Here is a 24402-nt window from a genome sequence, read left to right as displayed (position 1 = left end):
CCGGAGCGTCCCCCGCCATCCCACGACACCAGTCACCTCAGACCGCATTAGGAGACCACGATGACGATCACCGTCACGAACCAGAAGCCGGCGGTGCTCGACGCCCTGCACACGATCTCGTGCACGGGCGACTACGACCCCATACCGGCCATCCAGAAGGTCCTGGTCGACCCGCTGCTGGAGCCGCTGAACCCCAGCGCTCCGGCGAGCATCGTCGACGGCTCGGGCCACGGCATCACCGGCGACGTCCTGGACATCGTCATGCGCTGCCTCGGCGAGACGATGGACCCGGCCGCCGAGAAGAACGCCAAGGCGCTGCTCGGGCAGACCATGGTCAGCTATGACCAGGGCACGCCCCTGCCGGTGGGCGAACTGTTCGCTGTCCAGGCCGGGCAGCAGAACAAGTGGCCCGCGCCGTCAGCCCGGGTCCTGTACTCAGCCCAGAACGATGTCATCCCCGCGGCCAAGGGCCTGCTCGCAGGCTCCGCCGACGAGAGCGCCTTCTTCGCCTCCGTCGCCTACACCTACCACCCGAATACCCTCGGGTACTGGTTCCAGTCCTCTGCCGCGTTCGACGGCTTCAAGATCTGGCTGAACCAGCAGGTGCAGACGATGGCCGGCGCGAACGCGATGCCGGCGGACACCCTCCGGCTGCTGAACGACTTTGCGAACCTCTCGCTCAAGGGGCTGACCGAATCGCTGCTGCTGCGCAAGGACGACTCCGACGGCAACGACGAGTTCTCTTTCGCCCGGCTGGTCATCCGCATGCTGATGACTTACGTCGACCAGCAGCGCAAGGCCGCCTCAACAGGCGCGGCCGCCCTCGACACCGGCATCATGCCGTTTACCGTCGGGGAGCTGTTCTGCCCGCGGTCGCTGGTCCTGGTCAATGTCGAGGCCCACGCCCGCGCCACCGCCGCGAAGGTAACGGGGGAGTGGAACCTCATCAACCAGTCCCTCGCCTCACCCGTGAAAGTCGTCTCCAACGCCGCGCTGTCCAAGCTGACCTCGCTCCCGCGAGCAGCTGCCAGGGCCGCTGCCATGGGCGCACGGCAGCAGCCGGGACAGCCGGGCTCGCGCTCGGCCCAGGTGAAGTTCCGCAAGGCCCCGCCCACGAAGCTGGACCTGTTCAAGGACATCACCCGGGTGCTCAAGCGCATGGGCAAGGTCAACAAGTCCCAGAACGTCTACCGGACGACGAAGACGACCTTCCTCAAGGCCAACCGCCGCAACCCGGACGACTTCAACAAGCCGGGCCGGATCACCTCGGTGCAGTACATGCCCGACCTGCACGTCTTCATCGACACCTCCGGGTCGATCTCCGAGGAGAACTACCAGGAGGCGGTGCTGATGCTCATCCGGATCGCCAAGAAGCTCAACGTCAACCTGTACTTCAACTCCTTCAGCCACATGCTCTCCCAGGAGACGCTGCTGAAGGTCGAGAACAAGTCGACGCGGCAGATCTGGCAGGAGTTCCGGAAGGTGCCCAAGGTCACCGGCGGCACCGAGTTCAAGCAGGTGTGGGACTACATCAACGCCTCCCCGGTGCGCAAGCGCCGGCTGTCGCTGATGATCACCGACTTCGAGTGGTCTCCGCCCTCGAGACGCGAGGAGCACCCGCCGAACCTCTACTACGCCCCGTGCTCGGCCATGGACTGGAAGTACATGGTCCGTTCCGCCGAGGCGTACGCGAACGGCATGCAGCACATCGACCCGAGCATCCGGCAGAAGCTGCTGGGCATGGTCCTCTGATCCTGCTCCCGGCCACAGGGGAGACGCCGACCGGCCGAACCGGCCGGCGTCTCCTCCTCCCTCAGACCTACCCGTAACCCTGCCGGGCATCCCGGCGCGCCCACCCAGCGCGCCGCCCGGCGAACCCCACCGAAGGAGGGACCCGCGATGGGCCTCAACAACTTCACGTCGGGCTCCGACGACGACACGAACAGCGGCGGCACGCCTCCGAGCTTCCCGCGCATGGGCGGCATCCCCAGCCAGAGCGGCCAGTCCGACGACGCCGTCAAGGAGCTCCTCGTCGACTACAACGAGAAGTTCAAGAACGCCGACCCGACGATGTTCCGCGACGCGCTCATCGAGCAGGTCCTCTCCGTCCTGATCAGCCGGAACAAGCCGAACGTGCTCCTGAAGGGCTCCGCCGGCGTTGGTAAGACCCGGATCGTCGAGGACATCGCCCGCCGGATCGCCCTGGGCGACACCCTCATCCCGGACCAGCTCAAGGGCTTCACCGTCTACGAGCTGCCCATCACCAACCTCGTCGCCGGCTCCGGCATCGTCGGGCAGCTGGAGGAGAAGGTCCAGACCGTCATCGACTTCGCCTCAGACCCCAAGAACAAGGTCATCCTGTTCATGGACGAGATCCACCAGATCACCGGTGGATCCACCTCCCACACCGACTCAGTGCTGCGAAAGGTCTCGCAGGTGCTCAAGCCTGCCCTGGCCCGCGGCGACATGCGCGTCATCGGTGCCACCACCTCCACCGAGTCCCGGGCCTTCGACGACGACCCTGCCTTCGCGCGGCGCTTCACCCCGCTCATCGTCGACGAACTGACCGTCGAGCAAACCCTCACGGTGCTCGGCAGCGTCCGGCCGGGCCTGGTGGCGCACTACCGCCACCAGATCGCGGTCTCCGACGATGTCCTGGCGGAGACGGTCCGGATCGCGGAGGAGAATTCCCGTGCCGGGCAGCACCGCCCCGACAGCGCCATCACGCTGCTGGACCGGGCGATGGCCGACCGTGTGCTGGAGCAGAAGAAGCTCATCGTCCAGGCCGAGGCAGCCGGAGACACGGCACTCGTGAACACCTTGCGGTCGATCCCGCAGGTGCCGCTGACTACCAAGCGCGTCCTGGACGTGGCCAAGCGTCTGATGACCGGAAACGCCCAGCGCCCGGAGTTCGACGTCGCAACCCTCCGGGCGACCCTGCTGGGCCGCCTGCGCGGACAGGACGACGTGCTCGAGAAGCTCGTGGACCGCCTGGCCCGCGAGGAGCTGGACCTGTTCCCGACGTCGACCCCGACAACCTGGATGCTCGCCGGAGCCTCGGGCGTGGGCAAGACCGAGACCGCGAAGATCATTGCGGAGCAGATGACCGGCACCGAGCCGATCATCCTGAACATGACGGAGTTCCACACTCCCTCGGACACCGCGAAGATCGTCGGGGCACCTCCCGGCTACGTGGGCTCGGACTCCAACCGCGAGCTGCCATTCGACACGCTCGAGTCCAACCCCCACCGGGTGATCCTGCTCGACGAGTTCGAGAAGGCGGACAAAGCCGTGCAGCGGCTGTTCCTCTCGGCCTTCGACGAGGGCTACATCCGCAACGCCCACGGCAAGGTGCTGGACTTCTCCAAGGCGCTGGTGATCTGCACGACCAACGCCGCGCGGGAAGCCCTGAACCGCAAGCCGGTCGGCTTCGGCTCGGCCCCGCCGGCGGTCTCCCACCGGTCCCTGACCAAGGAGCTGGCTCAGTTCTTCGACGCAGAGCTGCTCGGGCGGTTCTCACTCGTCGTGGGTTTCAACCCGGTCGACGAGCAGGCCTACCGGGAGATCCTCGCGGCGGAGTACAGCCGCCAGCGCGAACGGATCCTGGACGCCAGGCCCCGCCTGGGCCAGACACTGCCCGCGTCGATCCCCGACGACGAGCTGCGTGCCGTCGCCGAGGAAACCTACGTCGACTCCCAGGGTGCGCGTCCGGCCGGCAAGGCCGTGCGCGTGTGGATCGAGGACCGGCTGCTCGCTGCCCAGGCTGCGTCGGCTGCGTCGACTGCGTTCATCCCACCCGCTGCCGCCGTCTCCGACGAGCCGGAGGCGCTGGCCGTCGATTGATCCCGGCACCACACTGCGTTCGAGCGCCCCTGTCCCGGATACCCGGGGTGGGGGCGCTCGTGCGTGCGCGTACCGCGTTCGAACACAGGAAGAAGGACGTCACTGCCATGACCACCACGACCACCACCGCCGTCGGCACAGTCCGTGCGGCACAGCCCGAAGACAGGAGCGAGCAGATCTGCGACGACGCACTGCTGCTGGTCTCCGCCCACTCGGCGGACGCGGCCGACTGCCGTGATCTCGCACTCATGCTCGGCCTTGTCGAGGTGGACCCCTCCGGGTCCGTCACCAAGGCCAATCCCTGGAACGCCGACTGAAGGTGCTTCCCGCCGGGCCTACCCAAGAGGTGAGCCTGCGATTGACCGCCGCGCGCATGGGTAGCGCGCGGTGTCCGGGTCCGCGGGGCTGACGCCGCCGCGCCCGGATTCAGGGGCCTCACGGCCCCTGACGGGTGGGTTGAGAGGAGCGCGGGAGGGCTCGTCGCCAGAGGCGAGCCCTCCCGCTCTCATGCCCGCGCCCGTGACCCAAGCGCTCGTCTACGAGCATTCGACTGACCATTCGTCTCCTGTGAGAATGGTCTATGCGGCTTCCATTCGACAAACCCTCTCGACCCGCCTACTGATTCGTTCGAAGAAAGACGACACCATGCCTATTCTGCTTGACGACATCGACCTTTCCGCAGCCGCCGTCGCTGCCCAGAAGACCGTCGACCCGAAGTTCTTCTCCTCGCGCCTGACCGGGTCCGGCAAGAAGACCGGCCTGCTCAATGAGAGCCTGCGGCCGATCAACACCGCGACCAACACCGCCTACGCGGTTGACCGCGACATCGAGGTCAAGCAGAGCTCGACCCACCACGACATCACCACCGCGCTGGTGCCGCTGGCCCCGATCACGCGCCGCTCCCTGCTCTCGGGCGGGTCGTTCACGCTGCCGGTACCGCATGTCGATGACCGCTTCGAGCTCGACATCGCCACGCCGACCAACTCCTGGGACGTGCACTTCGACATGACCCCCCAGGCCCTGACCGTGTACGAGGATAAGTCCGGCGACAAGATCCGCCGTGACCTGGTGATCCAGTACCGCCTGGAGCTCTACTTCCTCAAGCAGGGCTTGGCCGAGCCCGAGCGCGCCGTATCGGTGTCCCGCTCCATCGGCTACGGCAACCACGACGCGGCGGTGTTCCTGCAGTGGGACACCAGCCCCGCAGAGAATGCCCGCGACGTCATCGAGGATGTGCTCTCGGCCGCAGGGTTGAGTGCCACCAACCTCGACAAGCTCGCCGACTGGATGGACGAGTACCCGATCTACGAGCGCATCACGCGCCTGGCCCAGATCTGGGACTCCGAGGCCATCTCGGACACCGTCTGCCAGTACGTGCAGGACATGCCGGCCAGCCCCACCGAGGAGCAGCTGAACATGCTCGCGGTGCAGCTGCGCTACCTGGAGAACTACAACGTCCCGCTGGAGGCCTACCGCCGGATCCACCAGCAGCTGGACACCACGTTCTCCGCGCCGATCGCGGCGAAGCTGTCCAAGCAGAACCTCAGCCTGCTGATGAACCACACCCTCGACCACCTGGAGCGCATGAAGGGCCAGCTCCTCACGCCGCCCCAGCCGGCCACGGCCCCGGTCTTCCCGCCGCACCTGTCCAAGCAGCAGCTCGACGCGCTCAGCACGCACGAGCCGCTCGTGATGACGCAGGCCGGCGCGGGCACAGGCAAGTCGACCGTGATCCTTGAGCGCATCAAGTACCTCGAGACCTGCGGGGTGCCCGCCAGCGACATCACCGTCCTGTCGTTCACCAACGCCGCCGCCGACAACATCACGGAGAAGAACCCGAACGTCGGCTCGATGACGATCGCCAAGATGATCATCGACATCTATTCGATGAACCACCCGACCCACAAGGTCTCGGCCATCGACACGATCATCAACTCGATCGACATCTTCTACCCGAACAGCCAGTTCGCGGCGACGTTCCGACACCGCCTGCTGGAGGTCGACCAGAACAAGACCGGCGCGTTCACGGCCCTGAACACCTTCGTCGAGAACCACTTCGACGAGGTGATCGCGCTGCTCGACCGCATCGAGCAGACCTCGCTGGAGCTGCAGATCATCATCTGCTACCAGAAGATCGATGACATGTCCGAGCCTGCCCACGTGCAGAGCAAGTACCTGATCATCGACGAGGTCCAGGACAACTCGGTCTTCGAGTTCATCTACGTGCTGAAGTACATCACCAAGCACGCCCAGTCGCTGTTCATCGTCGGGGACGCCAGCCAGACGCTGTACGAGTTCCGATCGGCCAACCCGAGGGCGCTCAACACGCTGGAGGGCTCGGGGGTCTTCGCAACCTTCCGGCTCACGACGAATTACCGGAGCAACCAGGAGATTCTCGACTTCGCGAACGTCGTGCTTGGCGGTCTGGAGACCAACCAGTTCGCCAACATCCAGCTGCAGGCCAACTCGCTGGCGGTGCCCACGGCCGACTCCTTCCAGGAGAAGGTCACCCTCAACTACCACGAGGTGGCCCGCCTGACCGGCTTCATCGCCAACGACCTGCAGCCGCTCGTGCGCAACACGGTGATCCCGGAGTACGTTCAGGCCTGCCTGGACCGCGGCGAGCAGGTGGCCTTCCTGGCCTACGCCCGCCGTGAGGTGGCGCTGATCCAGGAAGTGCTCGAGAAGGCCTACCCGAACAAGCACGTGGCCTCGCTCGTCAGCGACCGCGTCTACGCCACGGACATCTTCTCGAAGTACATCAAGTTCTTCTGGAACGACGTCCTGCAGGTGCAGCCGGCCAACGCCTCGTTCGTGGTCTCGCAGGGGATCAAGGACAACATGGGCAAGCTGACGAAGAATGCCGGAAACGTCAACGTCGAGAAGGCAATCCTGCGCACCATCTCCGAGTGGTGGGTCGAGAACAGCGCCGCGATCAACGGCTGGGTGGCCCTGTGCAACCAGGGCAGCCTGCCTGCGAACGTGTTCTTCGACCGGCTCCGCGACAACCTCCTGTCCTTCGAGATCACGCGCAACCAGCAGAAGCTGAACGTGAACAAGCAGAAGAACCAGGAGCGCAAGCGGAAGAACCTCGAGTCCAAGGCCGATCTCGTCGTCTCGACGATCCACGGTGCCAAGGGCCTCGAGTTCGACAACGTCGTCGTCCTCTACAAGGAGGACGCGAAGATGACCCAGGACACCAAGCGGATGTTCTACGTCGCGTTCACGCGCGCCATGAAGAGCCAGTACGTGCTCTCCTACGGCACGGCGAAGAACCCGCCGATCCAGAGCAGCTACGAACAGATCGTCAACGCCCTCACCGAGCGTGACGAGAAGAACGCGCAGCGCGCTGCGGGCATCGACCCGACCCTTCTGGTCGACGACGAGGACGCCGGTACCGCCGGCGACCAGCAGCAGATCGCAGAAGCCGTCTGACCGACGGCACCGGCGCGGGCGCTCCACCTCCACGAGAGGTCGGAGCGCCCGCGCCTCCTGCTTCCCATCCCATAAACACAGCCAATGCAGCTTCGAAGGAGCACGCCATGACCGCCACTGGAATCCAGACCGGCTCAGAGGAGCTCGTGCCGGGCCCCGACAGTGCCTACGACCTGGTCATCTGCCACGACGACCGGATCGTCTTCCACGACCACTACCCCTCGCCAGCATTCCGGCTGCGCATGTGCGCGCAGCTGCTGACCGCCTCGGACGTCGTCCTGGGCGCAATCGACGCCTCCGCCGCGAACGAAGTGCACGAGCTGTACCAGTCCAGCTCCGGGCAGTGGGAGAGCGCCCCGGACAGCGTGGTCAACGCCATCGCCAAGCTCTGCCGCCGATGGGGCGTCCAGGTCTACGTGAGCACAACCCGCAAGAAGACCGAGGTTCCCGCCGCGCTCTATTCGGTGATCACCGAGTACGGCCCCGGACAGACTATCGCCGAGCACTTCACCTCCAGAGAGGCCCGCCGGGCCAGCCTCATCGAGCGTGCCGACATGTTCTTCAGCTCCCGCGGCAGCATCCCCGAGCGGGTGCTGGCCGACGAGCAGCGCCTCGCCGCGCTCGTGGGTGCGTTCCTCATGCCCGCCACCGTGCTCCTCACCGAGGCCGTGCTCGACGAGGCCGACGGCCACTACAAGCCCTCCGGCCGGCCACTGCCGATCCTCTGAGCACCGCCCGAGCGGACGGCCCCGACCACAACCCTGACCAGCAGACCCGGAAGGGACCCGCCATGTCCGCACCTGACACCGTCAAGCCCGAGAACCCGTACGCCCGTACGTACGCCGACTTTCTCGCCCAGACCCGGGAGCACGTCCTCGTCGTTCTGCACGACGAGGATCTCTACCGCCACTTCAGGATCCAGGCCCCAGGGACCCGCATGTGGTCCTGGGACGTCACCACCTGGCCCGGCCACCTGGCCACCAGCGGCGACATCGCCGACGGCTACATGTTCACCCGAGAACCCGACATGATCGGTTTCTTCGCGTCGGCCGGCAAGAGCGAGGGCTACTACTCCGACGGTGCGCCAAGCATCGACTTCCGCTACTGGGCCGAGAAGCTCTGCGGCGGCCGCTCCCGCGAAGTAAAGCAGTACGACTCGGATCTCTTCATCCAGCTGGTGCGGGAGCACCTCGAAGAAAGCGAGGGACTCGGCACCGAGGCCCAGGAGGTCCACCATCAGCAGTTGGCGCTGCTGGCGCGCCTGCACGAACTGCGCGGCCTTGACGGGGACGCACAGTTGGCGCTCTTCGAGGCCCACTGGAACGCCCAGGAGCACCTCGCGGCCACCGGCACCGTGCTGAACCACGAGCGCCGGAACGCGGCCGCTGCCGCGCGCGCTGCCCTCTGGAGCACCGACGGCATCCCCGACGAGAAGTTCGACCGGCTCACAGAGGAACACAACTGGATGGAGCTCGCCGACATCGAGGTCCCACGACATTCCCCTGCCGAGCGGCGCATGGAAATCATCGAAGACGCCCGCTGGCACGCCGACAGCGAGTCGGAGGCCCACAAATGGCTGGCTGAGCACGAGGACACCGTCGGCTCCGACACCTGGGAGTGGGACCTGCGCGACTGGGACATCCACTTCCTGTTCACCTGCTACTGCGTCGACCTGGCTGTGCGCCTCTACCGCGAGCACGCCGCCGCGAAGACACAGCAATCCGCCGCCTGAGCCGACCCCACCCACATCCCGACCCAAGGAGAACCCATGAGCGCCGATATGCTCACCGCGGCCATCGCCGTCCCGGCCGACCGCACCAAGCCGATCGACTTCGAACGCGGCCGCCTGATGGTCGAGGAGACCGCGGACCCTGAATCGTTCCGGTTCGACGACCCCGAGTCCCAGCTCGAGGAGCTGGTCGAGGACTTCGACCCCGACATGCACCTGGACGCCGAGGGCGAGCCGAGCCCGGAGGTCATCAAACGCGTCGGCCGCAGGGTCATCGACGAGCTCGAAGAGGCGCTGAACTCCAGCGAGACGGACACCATCGAGGTCGCCGGCTACCGGCTGCACCTCTCCGGCGGACTCTCCTCGGGCGATTCCCCCACTGACGCCGCCGACGCGATCTGGCACGCCCACCACCTGCCGGTGACCGTCCTGCTTGCCATGGGATTCATCCCCGACTGCCGCAGGCCGCTGTCCCGGACCAACGGCAACCCCGGACCTGTGACCGACACCGACATCGTCGACGCCATTGCCCTCGGCCTCGGCACCAAGCCGGAGTGGTCCGGTGCCGACGAACTGGAGTGGATCGCCAACGCGATCGGCTCCGTCCGGCCGCACCTGGGAGACCGGGACCCTGCCGAGTACCACACGGAGTTCACGGAGCGGCACGGCTTCGATCCGGTCGACGACAACTTTCTCATCGGCTATGTCAGCCAGTACGACAACCAGGAAGGCGGGGACTGACCTTGGCCAGCGGTGTTTTCATCCTCTGCGCGTGCTGCGCCCTCAAGCTCGTGAACGACGACGAGTCGGCTTGCCGCGACTACCACGGCCACGACCACGCTCCGCTGCAGGTGCCGGCTGGCACCGCGATCACCCAGGGTCCCCACGAATGGGCGGGCTCTCTCGAACTGACCTGCCATGGCCATGAGAACGGGACCATCCAGCCCCTCGGGGAGTACTGGGTGGCCCCAGCCCGGTCCCGCACCGGCCGAAGAAGGAGTGCGATGAGCAGCCGGACACCAGTGCCCGATGCGCTCTTCGACGCCGATCTCTGTCAGCCTCTCGGCCGCGAGGACTGGGTTGACCGCTTCGACTGGGTGATCATCGACAGGCGCGTTGTGCACGCGCCCGTCACCTGGACATGGACGTGTCCCACATGCGGAGAGTCCGGCGTCATGCCCGATGGTCCCGACCTGCTGGCAGTCCCGCACGGGTCACAGCATGCTGCAGGACTTTTCGGGACGATCGTCCCGCTCGACGTCGAGGCCGAGCGTCCGTTTACTGAATAGCCTCACCGCCCGGAAGGAGGGACCCACCATGACAGAAATCAGCACTGCCACGGCCGCGGTCATCTCGCCGGCCGTGATCGTCGACATCGACGGGACGGTCGCAACGCACACCCTTCCCGACGGACGCTTCATCAGGGGACACCACGAGTACCGGCTCGTCCCCTGGGACCTGCCCAACCCGCCAGTGATCGAAACCGTGCGCGCCCTGCACGCTGCCGGACTTGAGATCGTGTTCTGCTCCGGCAGGCCGGTCATGGACGACAACGGCTGGGACGTCGGCCGCGCGACCTACGCCTGGCTCATCGAACATGTGGGGGAGTGGACTGCCAGCTGCCCTCTGTTCATGCGCGGACAGGGCGACCGCCGGCCGGACGACATCGTCAAGCCCGAGATCTACGAGGCCTTCATCCGCGGGCGGTGGGACGTCCGGCTCGCGCTGGATGACCGGCCCAGGGTGATCCGCGCCTGGCAGGCCCTCGGCGTGCCGGTGTTCGACGTCCAGCCCGGCTCGGGCGAGTTCTGACGCATGGCCCGCGCCCTCGACCCGCAGTGGGCCGCAGGGCGCGGGCCTGCTTCTCTTCAACTGCCCCGCTACGCCATTCCCCAGCGACTCAGTGTCCATCAGGAATGGTGGGATATGAGGCACTGGCATCCCATTCGACCACGAATAGACTGGAACCATGACTGACGACAAGACCCCCCAGGCCCCGCGCGAGGGCTCCCTGCCGAAGTTCTCCGTGAACGTCGCCCCGACCCAGAAGATTACCGCCGCCGACCTGGGCACCCTGCTCGAGCGCTTCCGCGCCGGGGATGCCGAACCCCTGATCTTCGGTGACGGGAACGTCCCCGAGGCCGCCGTAATCCCGTTCGCCGACTTCGTCGACCTGCTCCGGCGGGTCCACGCCGACGAGGCTGCGTTCCAGGCCGAGCTCTCCCGCCGCATCCGTGCCTCCGACGCCTCCGAGGAGCCCGGCCTGACCCTCGATGAGCTCGGCGATGAGCTGGGCGAGCCGGCCCGGTCAATGATCCGCAAGGTGCTCGACGATGACTGAGGGGCTGCGGATCAAGGTCCATCTCAGCCCCGGGGCCCGCCAGGACATCGAACGGTTCAACCAGCGCGCCCTGAAGAATCCGCACAGCCGGGATGAGGCGCTCCTTGAGGCCACCATCGTCATGCTCCACCGGCTCAACGGCCGCCGCCACCCGACTAAGCCGCTGGACTACGACTCCCGCTTTGCCGACCTCTCCGACTGCGACACAACCTACGTCGGTGCGGATCCCCATGAGAAGCCGCCGCTGCGCATCGTCTCACGCGACATCAGGCCCGAGCCGCCCGGCGGCATCACCCGGCGCGAGATCGTCGCCATCGGCGCACGCCGCGACAGTGAGGTCTACCGGACAGCCGGCCAGCGCCTCGGGCGGCCCGTCGGGGTCACCCTCGACCAGCTCGCCGCCCAGCGCCGCGCATCCGCGGCGAAGAACCCTGCCCCGCAGGCGGGCAGGGGGCTCGACATACCCGCACCCGTCGGTGCAGACCTCGAGTTCGACTGACCATTGCGCCTCGTTTCTGTTCGTCATTCAGCCTTTCTCATAGAATGGGCATGAATGATGATTCGATGGAAACGGGATTAAGTGATGCACGACTGCGACACGGACCACCAGGCCTGGGCTCCGGCCGTCGAGGAACCACGCCGGGGGATGAGCCCGCGGGCGCAGCTGACAATCCGCCGGAGCCTTGCCCTGGCGATCGCCCTGGGAATGGCCTACGGCATCTTCCATGTGGTCTTCCGCACCGATGTTCTTGCGCCGGTGATCGCTTACGCCGAACCCGTCAAAGACGGGATCACATGGGTGATCGAGGACCCGAAGCGGGCCTGGCTGGCCTTCGCCGTGCTCGTCACCCCGCACATTGGGCTCTACTACCTGCTGTTCGAGGACCGGAAATGAGGGGACTGGCCATGCTCAAGAACACCAGAACGATCGTGGGGCTGTGCGCACTAAGTGGAGTCTCGGTCACCGCCGTCATCGGCTGGGCTACCGGCTTCTTCGCCTGGGCCGTAGGCTCCGTCCGTAGCCTGTGGGATGGCTTCATCGCCTTCCTCAACTCGCCGTTCAGCTGGGAGCACCTCACCGCCGGCGCGGGCGTGCTGCTCATCCCGATCATCATCATTATCGTGATCTTCGCCATCGCGGATAACTGAGTCGCGCGGCATCTTTCGCGGAACCCGCTCCGGCTGCCGATTCTTGCTTCAGCGGGCACAAATTGGGTGCTTAGGCCCGCGATAGCTCGGAATGCCGCTCGAGGCTGTACCGGATCAAATCCATAGCCGGGGTAAGGGCCCAGACAAGCAGCCTCATGGTCGGCCGGTTTTCCTTGGCGATGACATCATCCGGCAGAGAAGTTGACTGCGCCGGCTTCAGCACGGCATCCGCGGCCCAGCGCCTGCCGTGGGCAAAACCCGAGCACAGCTGCCATACGGACAAGGCGGACGTCCTGGGCACCAGGTCGCGGACCTGCGTGAGTATGTGCGTGCTGCTGGGGAGAATCAACTTTCCAGCGGCCCCGGAGGCATCGAGAATAGCCTGCAGTTGCGCCTTGTCGCTGTCGAAGTCCGGAAGCGTTCCCTGAAGATTCGGATGGCGACGTGCCAGTTCGCTGTACGCAGTCTCGCGGTCTTTGGCTACCTTCAGCGACAGAGACAGCGAACGAACTATCCTGGTCGCCTGTTCTTCTGGCGCTGAAATCCAGGCGGCCTGTGCGGCGCACTCAATGGCTGCCCTGACCAGCGAGAACGGGGCAAGAGTATGTGATGCTCCGGCACCAAGCATGATGCTGTCCAGCGCGTGCAAATGATCGATCGCGCTGACTACCGCATTGGCGATGTTGTGCGACGCCTGGTGGGGTTTGATGAGCCCATCGTCCTGCGCCAGACGGCTTCCGGCTTCCGGGATCCACGCCTCGTGGGAATCCCGGAAGCCCAGCCAGGTCCTCAGCTCCTGAAAATACGAGTCGGCAATCTCGAACTCTTCAGGTTCATCTTCTCGTCGCATGACTCCATTCTTCACATGGCTACATTCTTTATCGCCAGGCACGCTGGAAGCCTTCCGGGAGGGATACTTCCGTCGGCGACAACTCAGGCCTGACCCGTATGAGGCGGACTGAATGCCGGAATGCCTGACCCGACCAGGCTATGTCGGCCGAGACTTCAACCACCAACGGCTCCACCAAAGTCAAGCGAGTGGTGCCGCCCTCCTTGGTGAAGCGGTCCAGCACCCGTTCGCTGATTTCCTCCGGCCATGGATGCCTTCCCCGGGGAGGATGAAGATATATGGCCAGATCCCTTCCCGCACGAGCCGTCAAGGACGTGGACCGGCCGACAATCCGCAGCCGTCCGTGTACCGGCAAACCCACCACCGCTGCCCGCGGGTGCGCCATGGGACCTATGACCGCCGCAAGAACCACATCAAGGGCGCTTCTGCTCTTGACCTTCAGCCAAATTCGCCGGGGCTCGTACGTCTGCCCTTCACCCTTGATCACAATTCCTTCCACGCCCGTGGCGGTCATGTCACTGAACCACGTGGCCGCCAGGGCCCGGTCGCTGGTCGCCGGTGACAGATGCAGTGGCGGAACCCACCCGCGCGCCAGCTCCTCGAGCAGAGCCCGGCGGTCCCGGAATTGAAGCCCGCGGGTATCCTGCCCCGCCACTGCCAGGACGTCGAAGGCGATCAGCGAGGCAGGGCTTTTCATCACGAGCTCCGCAAGAGCCGCCTTTGAGCTCACCAGGCGCATCTGCAGCGCATCGAAATCCAGCCGCCCTTCGGACCACACCACAACTTCGCCATCGACAACACAGCCCGGAGGGATCTGCTCACGCACGGAAGCCAACACGTCCGGAAAGTACCTGCTCAGATCCTTGCCCTGTCTGCTGTAGAGCCACGCCCCATCCGAACCGACCAGACACACTGCCCGGAAACCGTCGAACTTCATCTCAAAGACTGAGCCGCCGGACAGTGCGTCACCGCGTGGTATCGACTCCACGGCCTTGGCCAAAGCAAGGGCAACAGGAGGATGCAGGGCGGCCGGCAAACCTTCGAACATCGTGGGCACAGCGTAAGCCCAGCGAAGCAGGGGTGGAAACAAGGCTTCCTCCCGGCTGGATACAGCACCAAGCACCGGGAAGCGTCACAGCAAAGCTGTGACCGGGTCCTTCTTCGATCAGGGAAACCAACCACATTCGAAACAGGAGTCGTCATGTCCACTGAAGCTGTTACAAACCCCGCTGGGTCTGCCGGGACTGCCGGTGGCCGGCGCTACAAGGAACCCACCTCACAGCAGATTGAAGATGCCGCGGCCCTGATGTTCCTGGCGGCGACAAGGAAAGCTCTGCGGGACCAGCAGCACATCTGGGATGTCGAACTGGAGTTGGAAGTCACCTACACCGTGCACAACCAGCGCAGGTACTGCGTGCACGCCAGCACCCGTACAGGTGAAAGCCTCACGGGCCCACACGGTGTTCTCGTGCATCCGGCCAACGGAACTGCGGAAACGGCTGCCTGGAGCATTGCCGCCGAGGTTCGCAATGCAACGGCAAAACGTCGGCAAAAGGCGGCCATCAAGATTGCGTGACTACTGGCCTTTACCGGGGCGGGGCTTCCGAGGACCTTCCTGGCGTAGCTTGTGTTTTGTCACTGCCGATCTTCAGCCAGAACCAACCCACATACCAAAGAATCGCCACCAGTCCGATGACAAAGCTGACAAGCAGCAGAATCTTGGACACGACGTCCAGGCCCTTGGGCTCAAAGGCCATCATGACCAAAGGTACGAGGATTCCCAGCGAGAGGAGGCCCAGCATCCACATGGCCGCAGCCACTCCCTCTGGCTTGCCGACGCGGGCCAGCTCTTCATTCAAGCGGTCCCGCTCGGCAACAGCAGCCCGCAGCTGCGTCTTCAGATCAGCCTCAGCGCGGATTTCCTCATCCTGTCGTCGCACGTCCGCTGCGATCGCCCAGTCCGGTCTCAACGCCGCTGCCAGATTTGAGTAGTCGAAGAGATCTGTGGATCCAAGAATCGATAGTGCGGGAGGTTTTGGCAGGAAGGCGCGCCGGCGCTTGAATGCCTGTTCATAAAGATCCTGGTGGGCGTCCGGGATTTCCAGACCGCGCTCGACGAGATCTTCAAGGTCAAGATTCCTGGTATCGCCTTTTCTGAGCTTCAAATTGATGGCCTGCACTGCATTTTGCACCCGTTGCCGGAGTGCAACCGCGTACGGTTTGAGCTCTTCTTCTGCCGTTCCCCGTGCGACACGCTCTTGAATCAGGGCATCCAAGTCCAAGGACGGATTTTCAAGCAGTTTTTCCACTGCCACTTCGTAGAAGTAGCGTTCCGCCCTGTCCAATCGGGTCCGATGGGCCTCTTTCAGGTCCGCCTCAATGTGCCCAATGCGTCCAGCTGCTGCCTCCACCAGCCTCCTGATGCCCTCGCGTTCGCTGGAGATCGCAACAAGCCTGCTGACAAGGAAACCTCCAATGATGGCGACCAGAACGGCCGACGCCTGGCTGAGGGCGGACAACAAAGTGCTCGGGTCCCAGTCCTGTTCCGCCGACCTGACAATCACGCCAAATGGATCGCATTGCACCACTGACTGGAGCAATGGCACATGGGAGGTACAGGTAAGGAATTCAGACGAGATCACCGAGCGATCATAAGCGACCCCTGACGATGCGCCGTGCACAGGGACCGGTCCTGGCACCTGCAGCCCCTTACGGACACAAGAACCCCGGTGATGCTTCCGCATCGCCGGGGTTCTTCTTTTTTTCTGTCAGCAGCTGTCCGTCGTCTATCCCGCCACCCGGGCAAGGACCTCCTCAGCCTCGTCAAACTCGTCGATCAGCCGCAAGGTCTCCGGGCCACCCAGGTCAGCGTCCGGATCGAGCCGTCGATTGATGCTGCGTGACGCGGAGAACTTCAGCACCGAGTAGTCATCCACGTCCTTCTTGCCGAACCGGACCTTGTGGCCTTTGTGCGTCTGCCGGGCGAAGCGGCCAAAGCCGGTGAGCACGACGGTGTCTCCACGGCGCACGGCGTCGGTGAGCTCCGCGATGAGCGACTCGTACACCTCACTCACCACCCTTATCGGCTGTCCGCTGCGGCCGGCCACCTTCGAGATGAATCCACGCTTGCTGATCCGCGGATGAACCGTCGTCTTCATGCCCACACCTTTGTCCTATCATCCCTCGTCGTCCGCTTACTGCTTGAAAACCAGTTTATCCGACAGGCCTGTCGAAAAGCGATCCACAGACCTGTCGGTATCCATTCAAACTAAAGCTCGAAATCCGGATCAATGGACTGGCGGTCGTCCTTGTACTCGTAGTCAACTGACTCAATAATCGACCGAGTCTTCGGATCGCGCCGTGTGCTGACGATCTTGTCGTGGGACTCGTCGAACCGCTGCTGGTCGGCGATCCGGTGGGCCGCGTTGAGCTTGGCGTTGATGTTCTTGTCGCCGAACTCCATCATCGAGCTCACGGAGGACTTCGCACCCTGCTTGGTTGCGTTGACGTTCTTCTTGTTCTGCGCACGCTGCTGCTCCCAGCGACCGCGGTCCTCGGGCGTGACGTACCCGAACATCTGGGCGAGCCGGGAACCGTACCGCTCCTGCTGCTCTACCTGCTGGTCGTCGCTCATGGTCCTGTCTCCTTCTCGTTCGTTTCCGGACTATGCCGGCTGGTAGTCCTCGGCTCCGCGGTCGCGGCTCCACTGGCCCTCCGGCCCCGGCCGGGCCGAGGGGCCGGGCCCCTGTCGGAAGGGCTGGGGCCGCGTGCGCTGCGCCGCCAGGAAAGTAGCGGGATCGTCGACCGCGGCCCGCATCGTGTCCTGCCAGTCCTCGCCGAGGGCCAGCTTGAGCTCGTGCTCAAAATCCGGGTCCTCCTTGTTCAGCTCCTCGATGGCGTCCACGTAGGCGTTCGAGTAGACACGCTGCTGCTCCTCGTCCGAGAGGCCATCGATCTCCATGCTTGCGAGCATGCTCTCGGACTGGTCGAGGCGCTGCTGGAGGTCCTCGGGCAGCCCGCGGGTGTCCAGGCCCTGCTTCTTGGCCGCGAAACCGATCATGTAGCCCATGACACTGCCGCCGAGGGCCTGTCCGTCGCCACGCTGGACGCCGTCCAGCATCGCCGCCTTCATGGTTTCCGCCAGCTGCACCTGGTGCTCGTCCGGCTCCATCGGCAGGCGCAGCGTGAACATGCCCTCGTCGGGGATCCGCCGGCCCAGGTGGTCGTCGAACTCCCCGGTCCAGACCTCGCGTACCCTGTCGGTGCCCGCGAGGCGGGCCTCGTGCGGCGGGGCCTTGACGATGCGGCCGTGCGCGACGCCGTTGAACATCAGGCGCAGCTCCGGCTCGGACTCCATCCGCTCGCCGATGATCGTCCGGGCGCGCTTGACCACCTCGGCACGGTCGAGCCCGTCGTCCTCCATCTGCTGGCGCAGGCGCTTGCGCAGGGCCTTGTAGCTGGCGTTGATCTGCTTCGCGTCCTGCTCGAGGTCACGCATCTTCCAGAAGGCGTTCTCCATGAGTGCGACCTCGGTCATGGCCGCCGACTCGGGAGTAAACAACTCACGGTTGCCCCGCTCGCGGCGCTCCAGGTCCTCCAGGCGGGTACGCCAGCGTCGGGAAAGGAAGTCGTCCCTGCTGGTGCCCCACCGCCCGCCCGACTTCCCGGACTGCTTCCCGCCGTCGTCGCCGGCGGCCTCCTGCGCCTCCGGCGCGCCCCCGAACAGATCTCCGACCAGGGCCGCCTGGCGCTCGGCCCTCTCGCCGATGTGCCGGGTCTTCGCGTCGATCCGGTCCTGGACCTTGTCCTTGAACGGCTGCAGGTAGGAGTCCATCTCCTTCCTGAAGTCAGGAGCGAGCATCCGCATTGCCATCATCATGCCGGCGGCCTGGATGACCGAGTTCGGGTTCACGCCGCGGGTGAGCGGACGCAGGCAGCCCTGCATCATCATCTGCATGTAGACCGCGTGCATCGCGTCGAACTCCTTCGTGCGCTCCCCGTCGTTGAAGCCGGGCACGAGCAGCTTCGAATCGCGCAGCGTCTGCATGTACGCCTCGCCCGCCAGCCGCGTCTCCGCCCGAAGCTTCAGCAGCCGCTCCCGGTCGTCGAGGCCGTCATCGTCGGCCGCAGCGCGCTTCTGGTCGCGTGCACGCTGGCGCTCCCGCTCCTCGGTCCGCTCCCGCGTCGTGGCCCCGAAGAAGCCGCGGGCACGGTCGCGCAGCCGCTCGCGCTGCCCGCGTGAGGTGTCGTGTCCGGCCTGCGTCTCCGGCTCGTCGACAATCTCCGCGTCGATGATGTCCTCCTCCCCGCCGTCCATCCCGTACACGGCATGGACGTCGCCCAACGGGTCGACAGGCAGTGCCTTGCGCCCCCGGCCCCTGCCGCCCGGACCCATTTCCTGCTCCGTGTCCTGTGTCATGTCAGCCTCCCAGTCCATAGTCGTCGTCACTCTGCTGCTGCCCGGTCTCGTAGCTCGGCGTCCAGGCCGGGCGACGGCCGCCCACGCCGACGGCGTGTGCCGAGCGCCGGCTGGCACCGCGCGCCCTGGCGGCCCCGTCCCCGGTCTGCGCGAGCACGTCACGCTTGAGGACCGCGGCATCCACCGCGGCCTCCGCGGACTCCAGGCCGTCCAGCCCGTCGAGGCCGTGCGCCGCGAACGCGTCGAGCTCGCGCGCCGCCGCGGCCCGGGCACGGCGGGTGCCCGCTGAGGCGAACTGCTCGTTCTTCTCGCCGTCGAAGACGCTCTCGCGATTCTTCGCAGCCTGCACCAGCGCCTCGAAGTCGCCGCCGTAGGCCATACGGTCCATCACCGTGCCCGCCAGGGACGGGTCCTCCTCGAGGTTGCGCACCAGGCCCGACTTCGGGTCCTCCAGCGCGCGGGCGACACGGGCGACGCAGTCCGGGTTGACCGAAACGTTGAACCCGTCCTTGGCCTCGTAGAACTCGACGAACTGGGCCTCCCACTCCTCGGCCGTGGCCTGGACAGCCTCGCCGTCGGCGAACTCGGGACGCCACTGGCCGGGGCCGGTGTGCTCGAGCTTGCGGCCGCGCCACAGATCGCGCCCGGGACCCTGCAGCATCTCGTACTTGTGCCGTGCCTCCGCAGCGTCGTGCTTGGCCTGCAGGATCGACTGGGTCACCGGATAGGTCACCTCAAGCACCGCCTTCAGGTCAGCGCCACGCAGGGCGCGCACCGCACGCTGGGAGAACGAGCCACCCAGTCCCGTGCCGTGGGCCTTGATCGCCGTGGCGAACATCGAGGCCTCCTGGTCCTCCTGCGTGATGCCCGGCGTGCCCTGCTCGTCGCCGAGGTTGCGGGCGTAGTCCCCGAGCTTCTTCTCGCTACCCTTGGCCCCGGTCTCGACGCAGACTTCGCGCACGCTCTGCAAGTGCGCCTCGCGGCTGCTGAAGGTCAGCGCCGAGCCGAACTCGCCGCGCTGTGCCGAGCGATAGAGATCGCTGAGCTCCTCGACGAGGACCTCGTGGCCGGCGGCAACCTCGTGCGGATCGCTGACGAACCGCAGGCGGTTCGCCTCCTTGACGACACTCTCAAGGCTCTCCGCCAGCTCCGGGCTCTTGGACAGCGCCACCTGGGTGTCCAGCGAGACCTGCATGGCCAGCGGGTGCGAGCCGTCGGCCTTCACCACGCCGGTGTCCAGGAGGTTCGCTCCGACCGAGAGCCTGGCCATCGCCTCGGCCTTGGCGGCCTCGCTGTGCAGCCTCACGACGGCGACCGCGTCACCGTCGAAGTCGCCGTCGAAGCACTGGTCCATCACCGGGTTGATCGCCGCGCCGGTGAGCCGGTCGTCGATCGCCACGCGCATGTAGCGCACGCCGGCGTCGCGCAGGACCGGGTCGCGCCAGACCAGCGCGTGATCGCCTTCGGCCAGGCCCAGCTGCTCGGCCTTGACCGAGCTCAGAGCGATCTGATCGATGTCCAGCCGAGGGTCGGCGGTCCAGACCATCGTGGCCGAGTCCGACAGGCGCGAGCTCATCAGCCCGGTCTTGAAGATGTTGTTCTTGCCGGTCAGCACGCGGTTCTGCACGTCCGTGGTGATCGCCTCGAAGGCACGCTGGGCCCGCGAGACAGACTCGCTCATGCCCCGGCGCACCTCGGCGCGCTTGTCCGGCGACAGGCCGTGGTCGTCCAGCTGCTCGGCCATGTACCGGTAGCGGCAGGCTTCGACGAAGACGTCCTGATAGCTGCGCGTGTAGTCATGCGTGACGGACGTGCCGTCGTCGAACTCCTGGCCGCTGCGCAGGTGCGAAGAGAGCACCGGCAGCTTCCACGAAGTCGCGCTGACCGTCTCGGTCAGCTGACTCGTCGGGTAGGTCAGCGGAAAGGGGATTTCCATGTCGCCGCCACGATCGCCGATCAGGTCGCCGAAGGACTTGCGCATGGCCGTGGTGTTCAGCCCCGGCGTCGCGCCTTCGCTGCGCGGCTGCGTGCGCATCAGCTCCGGCATCGGGATCAGACGGCGCTCGGGCCGCTCGTCGACACTCTCGGCCTGGCCCACGACACGCAGGGTGCCGTCGGCCTCCATGTCCAGTCCCGCCACCAGCAGATACTCGCGCAGGTTCGACTCGGCACCGGAGTTGTGGCCGTAGAACTCGCGCATGATCGCCGGGCAGTCCTGGGACTGCAGCGCCCAGGCCAGCTGCGAGGAGGCCTTGCGCCCCTTGCCGGCGCGCACCTGTTCGTCGTCGTAGATCTTGGTCTTCTCGTCGACAGCCATGTGGGTGACCACGAACCGCATCTCGCCCAACCCTCCGTCGACCGGCCCGGCATCGGGGCCCTGGACGGCCGGGCGGCGGATGTCGCCCACGGCACCACCCATCAGCTCGCGCGCCGATCCGGCGTTGCGGCGGGAGATCAGCGAGAACGGGCTCATCACCACGTCGATGCCCGGGTTCTCCCTGAACCAGGCCACCTCCTGCTCCAGGCCCTGGGCACGCGCCTCGTCCGGGTCCATGTGGCGGTCGACCACCAGAGAGACGACACCCTTGTTGCCGTGCAGATCGCTGATCTTGTCGCCCACGACGAGGTCGCGCAGCTGGCCACCGGCCCCGCGGATGCGATGCCGCTCGGAGAACTCCGTCGACACCACGATCGGGTCGTCGGCCGTCCAGCCGCCGAAGGTCATCAGAGCGGTGCCGGTCGGCTTCGTCACCTCGGAAGACTGCATGATCGTCGAGGCCGTCATCTGCTGGCGGTCGAACGGGTCATAGCGCAGCGTCTCCAGCTCCGGCCGGCTCATCAGCGGGGCGCGGGAGCCGGTCACGGTCTCCGGGTCACCCGGCTCAATCGTGCCGTCGGGGCGCACGGCGGCGTCCTCGGTGAGGTAGCGCACGATGCCCTGGTTGGTCGCGCCGCCGGTCATCACCGGATCGAAGAAGCCGCCGGGAGCCGTCACATGGTTACGGTCGGTTCCCGTGAGCACCGTCATGTTCCGTCCACCGGTGAGCCGCCAGGCGTCGAAGACGTTGTCGTCGGCCGGGTCGGTGCGATCGCGTTCGGCGCGGTACTCGGCGTAGATCGTCGAGCCCTGCTTGATCTCGTTGGAGTAGCGCACGCGCTTGGCCTCGGTCTCGAGGATCGAGGCCGTCCACTCGTCCAGTCGTGCGGTGGCCTTGCCGGTGGCGGGGTCGACCTCATACGTCGTGGCCCGTTCGATGAAGTCAACCGGGTGCTTGGTGCCGTAGAGCTGCGAGTACACCGCGTTCAGCGAGGCCGGCTCGCCGGTCCGGCTGCGGCCGGAGACGAGGTCACCGGCAAGCTGGTACTGGATGCGCTCGTGCATCAGCTGTTCGTAGCCGCGCAGCACCGTGCGCTCCTCGACCGACTTGGGGGCCTCGCCCGGGGTCTGGGCCTTGATCCGCGCCTCGTAGCCGGGGACGATCAGCGCGTTCTCGCCACTGGCGAAGCGCGTGACAATCTCCCCATGGCTGCCGACATCGAAGACTTGGCCGATCTCACCGGAGACCGGCGTGGCCTTGCCGTCACGACGCAGCTTTTCGGCGGTCCAGCTGATGACGCCCTGCGCGTCGACCAGGATCTCACCCGGCGTCGCGGCGTTGCGCTCGATGCTCTCCCGGACGGTCTGACCGATCCGACGCATGAACTCCGAGGGATGCTCGGCGATGGGGGCGGCGGTGGCCGTGTGGAAGGAGACGATCCGGTCCTTGAAGCGGGTCGCCTGGAAGCTGGTACCCATGAGCTCGGTGGGAGGCACCCCGCAGCGGCGCAGCGCCGAGGCGAGGTTGTCCAGGTTCGACCACTGGCCGGTCGGGCTGGTCATGTACTTGGCGACGCGGGCGGGGTCGAAGCGCTGGTCGAGCCACTCGCCGTCGATCAGGTGCGGCTCCGCATCCCAGGTGCCGACCAGCTCGAACGGAACGTCATCAGCGTGCGCACGGACCTTGTCGGCGGCCGTGCCACCATAGACGAGGTTGCCCAGGTCCGGAAGCTCACCGGCCTGCAGCTCGCCGATCTCCTCCAGGCGCTCCTGGTACATCTCCTCGGTCGCGCCCGGACGCAGCAGCTCGCTGCGCGCTCCGGTGAGTACGTCCCAGTAAGAGCGCTGGATCGCCGCGACCTCGGGGTCAGAGGCATACTCCGGGGGCTCGATCTCGTCGAGCGCGCCCCCGGTGCGCTGCAGCTCAGACTCCGCGCGCAGAATCAGCTCCTCGACGCCCAGGGCGGCGCGCAGGTTCTCCCGCGCGGTGTCCACGGCCTCGCGACCGTAGGCCTCGGCCGGCTCTGCATCCACGAAGAAGGTCGGCAGGGAGTGGTTCTTGGCATCCCGGCGCAGCATGACCTTGGACCCGGGGCGCGGGGCGCTCTCACCGGGGACGACATAGTCCGCGACGACGAACATGCTCTCGCGGTCGACGTGATAGCTGTCCGGCACGTCGATGAGGGAGCGGCCGCGGCCATGCTCGGGGTGGCTGGAGCCGACGACGCCGACCACCGTGCCGGGAAGATCCTGGCGTTCGATGGGCAGGCCTTGGGCGAAACGCAACAGCCGCACGGCGTCCTCGGAAGTCGGGGCGGGCACGGCCATGCCGCCGGGCACCCGGTGATTGGTGCTGTAGCGCAGCACCGTTCCGTTGTCGTAGATGCGCGCCCCGGCGTACTCCTCCTGGCGCGTGTCAGTGAGACGGATCTCCATGCCGGTCCCGGAGATCCGGGCCTTGATCTGCCCGGGCTCACGGTCGCGCAGGACCTCGTAGGCCACGCCCTGGGACTTCAGCTCCTCGAGCAGCGCCGCCGAGCGCGCCACCGCCCGCTGGGACATGAAACGGTTGCGGTCAACGCGGCCGGTCTGCGGGTCGCGTCCGCCGTCGATGACCCACTCGCGGACCTGGTCGTACTCCTGGCGGCTCATCTTGTCCATGAGCGCCGTGAGGCCTGCGGCGTCGTCGTTGGTCATGGCACGGCCGGCCTCGTACGGCTTACCGTCCTCGTCGAGCCGCCAGAGCGTCATGTTCCCGCGGCGCGGCTCAGACAAGGACTCCACCTCGCCGCCGGCGTTCTTCACGATCGTCTCGTCGGGAATGTAGAGCAGCTCGGTACCTGCGCGCTTCACCGTCGCGCGCTCGGACCAGGCCGGGTCGTAAGGGCTGATCGGCAGCCGCGCCGAACGCGGGTCGATCTCCGCTCCGACGCCCGTGGCACGGGTGAACTCGCGCTGCAGCGTCTGGTAGCGCTCGTTGGCGGGGGAGTGGTCGCCGAACTGCGCCTCGTAGTCCGGGACGCGCTCGGAGAAGGCCGTGTCGATCGCAGTCAGACACGCGGTGACGCCGAGTCCGGGATCAGCCAGGGCGGTTCCGCGCTGGCTGAGGATCTGGTCGACCCGTGCACGGATGGCCTTCGCCTGGGAGATCGGAATGATCTCCCCGCTCTGCTCCCGGGCCTGCTCGACTGCCTTGTAGAAGACGTACTCGTAGAAGTACCGCCTCAGTCCGTGTGCCTTCTTCATTGCTACTCAGCCTCCTGTGGACGCTCGGGGACATAACTATGTATAGATCATACCCTTATGATTCCGAATGGAG

The 24402-nt window shown here is 66.1% G+C and carries 21 protein-coding genes; 14 read left to right on the top strand and 7 right to left on the bottom strand.

Annotated features, from left to right (window positions below):
• Positions 1 to 60: 60 nt before the first annotated feature.
• The 13 genes from ACNAOU_RS12765 (at position 61) to ACNAOU_RS12705 (ending at position 12497) form a co-directional block, all read left to right on the top strand.
• The gene (locus ACNAOU_RS12765) at positions 61 to 1752 is read left to right on the top strand and encodes a hypothetical protein (RefSeq protein ID WP_133830739.1); all 1692 of its coding nucleotides are present in this window, start codon (positions 61 to 63) and stop codon (positions 1750 to 1752) included.
• A gap of 147 nt (positions 1753 to 1899) precedes the next feature.
• Positions 1900 to 3843, top strand: a complete 1944-nt coding sequence (locus tag ACNAOU_RS12760) for an AAA family ATPase (RefSeq protein ID WP_284975281.1) — start codon at positions 1900 to 1902, stop codon at positions 3841 to 3843.
• A gap of 107 nt (positions 3844 to 3950) precedes the next feature.
• Positions 3951 to 4160, top strand: a complete 210-nt coding sequence (locus ACNAOU_RS12755) for a hypothetical protein (RefSeq protein ID WP_133830737.1) — start codon at positions 3951 to 3953, stop codon at positions 4158 to 4160.
• A 328-nt stretch (positions 4161 to 4488) separates the two neighbouring features.
• Complete coding sequence (locus ACNAOU_RS12750) at positions 4489 to 7278, top strand: AAA family ATPase (protein WP_133830736.1); 2790 nt, start codon at positions 4489 to 4491, stop codon at positions 7276 to 7278.
• Between the two features lie 107 nt (positions 7279 to 7385).
• Positions 7386 to 8006 carry a hypothetical protein gene (locus ACNAOU_RS12745; RefSeq protein WP_284975283.1) on the top strand — a complete coding sequence of 207 codons (621 nt, stop codon included), beginning with the start codon at positions 7386 to 7388 and terminating at the stop codon, positions 8004 to 8006.
• 62 nt (positions 8007 to 8068) lie between these two features.
• Positions 8069 to 9010, top strand: coding sequence for a hypothetical protein (locus ACNAOU_RS12740; RefSeq protein WP_133830734.1), 942 nt, complete (start codon positions 8069 to 8071; stop codon positions 9008 to 9010).
• Between the two features lie 36 nt (positions 9011 to 9046).
• Positions 9047 to 9748: a hypothetical protein gene (locus ACNAOU_RS12735; RefSeq protein WP_422757057.1), complete on the top strand. Its 702-nt coding sequence runs from the start codon at positions 9047 to 9049 to the stop codon at positions 9746 to 9748.
• Between the two features lie 2 nt (positions 9749 to 9750).
• Positions 9751 to 10296, top strand: a complete 546-nt coding sequence (locus tag ACNAOU_RS12730) for a hypothetical protein (protein ID WP_133830732.1) — start codon at positions 9751 to 9753, stop codon at positions 10294 to 10296.
• A gap of 28 nt (positions 10297 to 10324) precedes the next feature.
• The gene (locus ACNAOU_RS12725) at positions 10325 to 10819 is read left to right on the top strand and encodes a hypothetical protein (protein ID WP_133830731.1); all 495 of its coding nucleotides are present in this window, start codon (positions 10325 to 10327) and stop codon (positions 10817 to 10819) included.
• Between the two features lie 157 nt (positions 10820 to 10976).
• Positions 10977 to 11348: a hypothetical protein gene (locus ACNAOU_RS12720; protein WP_133830730.1), complete on the top strand. Its 372-nt coding sequence runs from the start codon at positions 10977 to 10979 to the stop codon at positions 11346 to 11348.
• A complete protein-coding gene (locus ACNAOU_RS12715) occupies positions 11341 to 11847 on the top strand; it encodes a hypothetical protein (protein WP_133830729.1) in 507 nt (168 codons plus the stop codon). Before ACNAOU_RS12720 ends, ACNAOU_RS12715 begins: the two co-directional genes overlap by 8 nt.
• Before the next feature lie 81 nt (positions 11848 to 11928).
• Positions 11929 to 12243 carry a hypothetical protein gene (locus ACNAOU_RS12710; protein WP_133830728.1) on the top strand — a complete coding sequence of 105 codons (315 nt, stop codon included), beginning with the start codon at positions 11929 to 11931 and terminating at the stop codon, positions 12241 to 12243.
• Positions 12240 to 12497, top strand: coding sequence for a hypothetical protein (locus ACNAOU_RS12705; RefSeq protein ID WP_133830727.1), 258 nt, complete (start codon positions 12240 to 12242; stop codon positions 12495 to 12497). Before ACNAOU_RS12710 ends, ACNAOU_RS12705 begins: the two co-directional genes overlap by 4 nt.
• A gap of 70 nt (positions 12498 to 12567) precedes the next feature.
• On the opposite strand, the gene ACNAOU_RS12700 is transcribed toward ACNAOU_RS12705, so the two are convergent.
• Together ACNAOU_RS12700 and ACNAOU_RS12695 are read right to left on the bottom strand one after the other, a co-directional pair.
• On the bottom strand, positions 12568 to 13389 hold the full coding sequence (locus ACNAOU_RS12700) for a hypothetical protein (RefSeq protein WP_284975285.1): 822 nt from the start codon (positions 13387 to 13389) through the stop codon (positions 12568 to 12570).
• Positions 13376 to 14437, bottom strand: coding sequence for an ATP-dependent DNA ligase (locus ACNAOU_RS12695; RefSeq protein WP_284975286.1), 1062 nt, complete (start codon positions 14435 to 14437; stop codon positions 13376 to 13378). Before ACNAOU_RS12695 ends, ACNAOU_RS12700 begins: the two co-directional genes overlap by 14 nt.
• 111 nt (positions 14438 to 14548) lie before the next feature.
• Here ACNAOU_RS12695 and ACNAOU_RS12690 point away from each other — a divergent pair, with 111 nt between their 5' ends.
• Positions 14549 to 14923 carry a hypothetical protein gene (locus tag ACNAOU_RS12690; RefSeq protein WP_133830709.1) on the top strand — a complete coding sequence of 125 codons (375 nt, stop codon included), beginning with the start codon at positions 14549 to 14551 and terminating at the stop codon, positions 14921 to 14923.
• 10 nt (positions 14924 to 14933) lie between these two features.
• Here ACNAOU_RS12690 and ACNAOU_RS12685 read toward each other — a convergent pair whose 3' ends face one another.
• The 5 genes from ACNAOU_RS12685 to ACNAOU_RS12665 form a co-directional block, all read right to left on the bottom strand.
• Positions 14934 to 15911, bottom strand: coding sequence for a hypothetical protein (locus ACNAOU_RS12685; RefSeq protein ID WP_422757056.1), 978 nt, complete (start codon positions 15909 to 15911; stop codon positions 14934 to 14936).
• A gap of 222 nt (positions 15912 to 16133) precedes the next feature.
• Positions 16134 to 16505, bottom strand: a complete 372-nt coding sequence (locus ACNAOU_RS12680; RefSeq protein WP_133830707.1) for an HU family DNA-binding protein — start codon at positions 16503 to 16505, stop codon at positions 16134 to 16136.
• A 110-nt stretch (positions 16506 to 16615) separates the two neighbouring features.
• The gene (locus tag ACNAOU_RS12675; protein ID WP_166185560.1) at positions 16616 to 16981 is read right to left on the bottom strand and encodes a hypothetical protein; all 366 of its coding nucleotides are present in this window, start codon (positions 16979 to 16981) and stop codon (positions 16616 to 16618) included.
• Between the two features lie 30 nt (positions 16982 to 17011).
• Positions 17012 to 18766 carry a hypothetical protein gene (locus ACNAOU_RS12670; RefSeq protein ID WP_133830705.1) on the bottom strand — a complete coding sequence of 585 codons (1755 nt, stop codon included), beginning with the start codon at positions 18764 to 18766 and terminating at the stop codon, positions 17012 to 17014.
• Position 18767: 1 nt separating this feature from the next.
• Positions 18768 to 24329, bottom strand: a complete 5562-nt coding sequence (locus ACNAOU_RS12665) for a hypothetical protein (protein WP_284975287.1) — start codon at positions 24327 to 24329, stop codon at positions 18768 to 18770.
• Between the last annotated feature and the right edge of the window lie 73 nt (positions 24330 to 24402).

Source organism: Paenarthrobacter sp. C1 (genome assembly GCF_049315185.1).
GTDB lineage: Bacteria > Actinomycetota > Actinomycetes > Actinomycetales > Micrococcaceae > Arthrobacter > Arthrobacter nicotinovorans.
The sequence above is the reverse complement of the archived record's forward strand: the minus strand, read 5'-3'. Positions and strand labels throughout refer to the sequence as shown.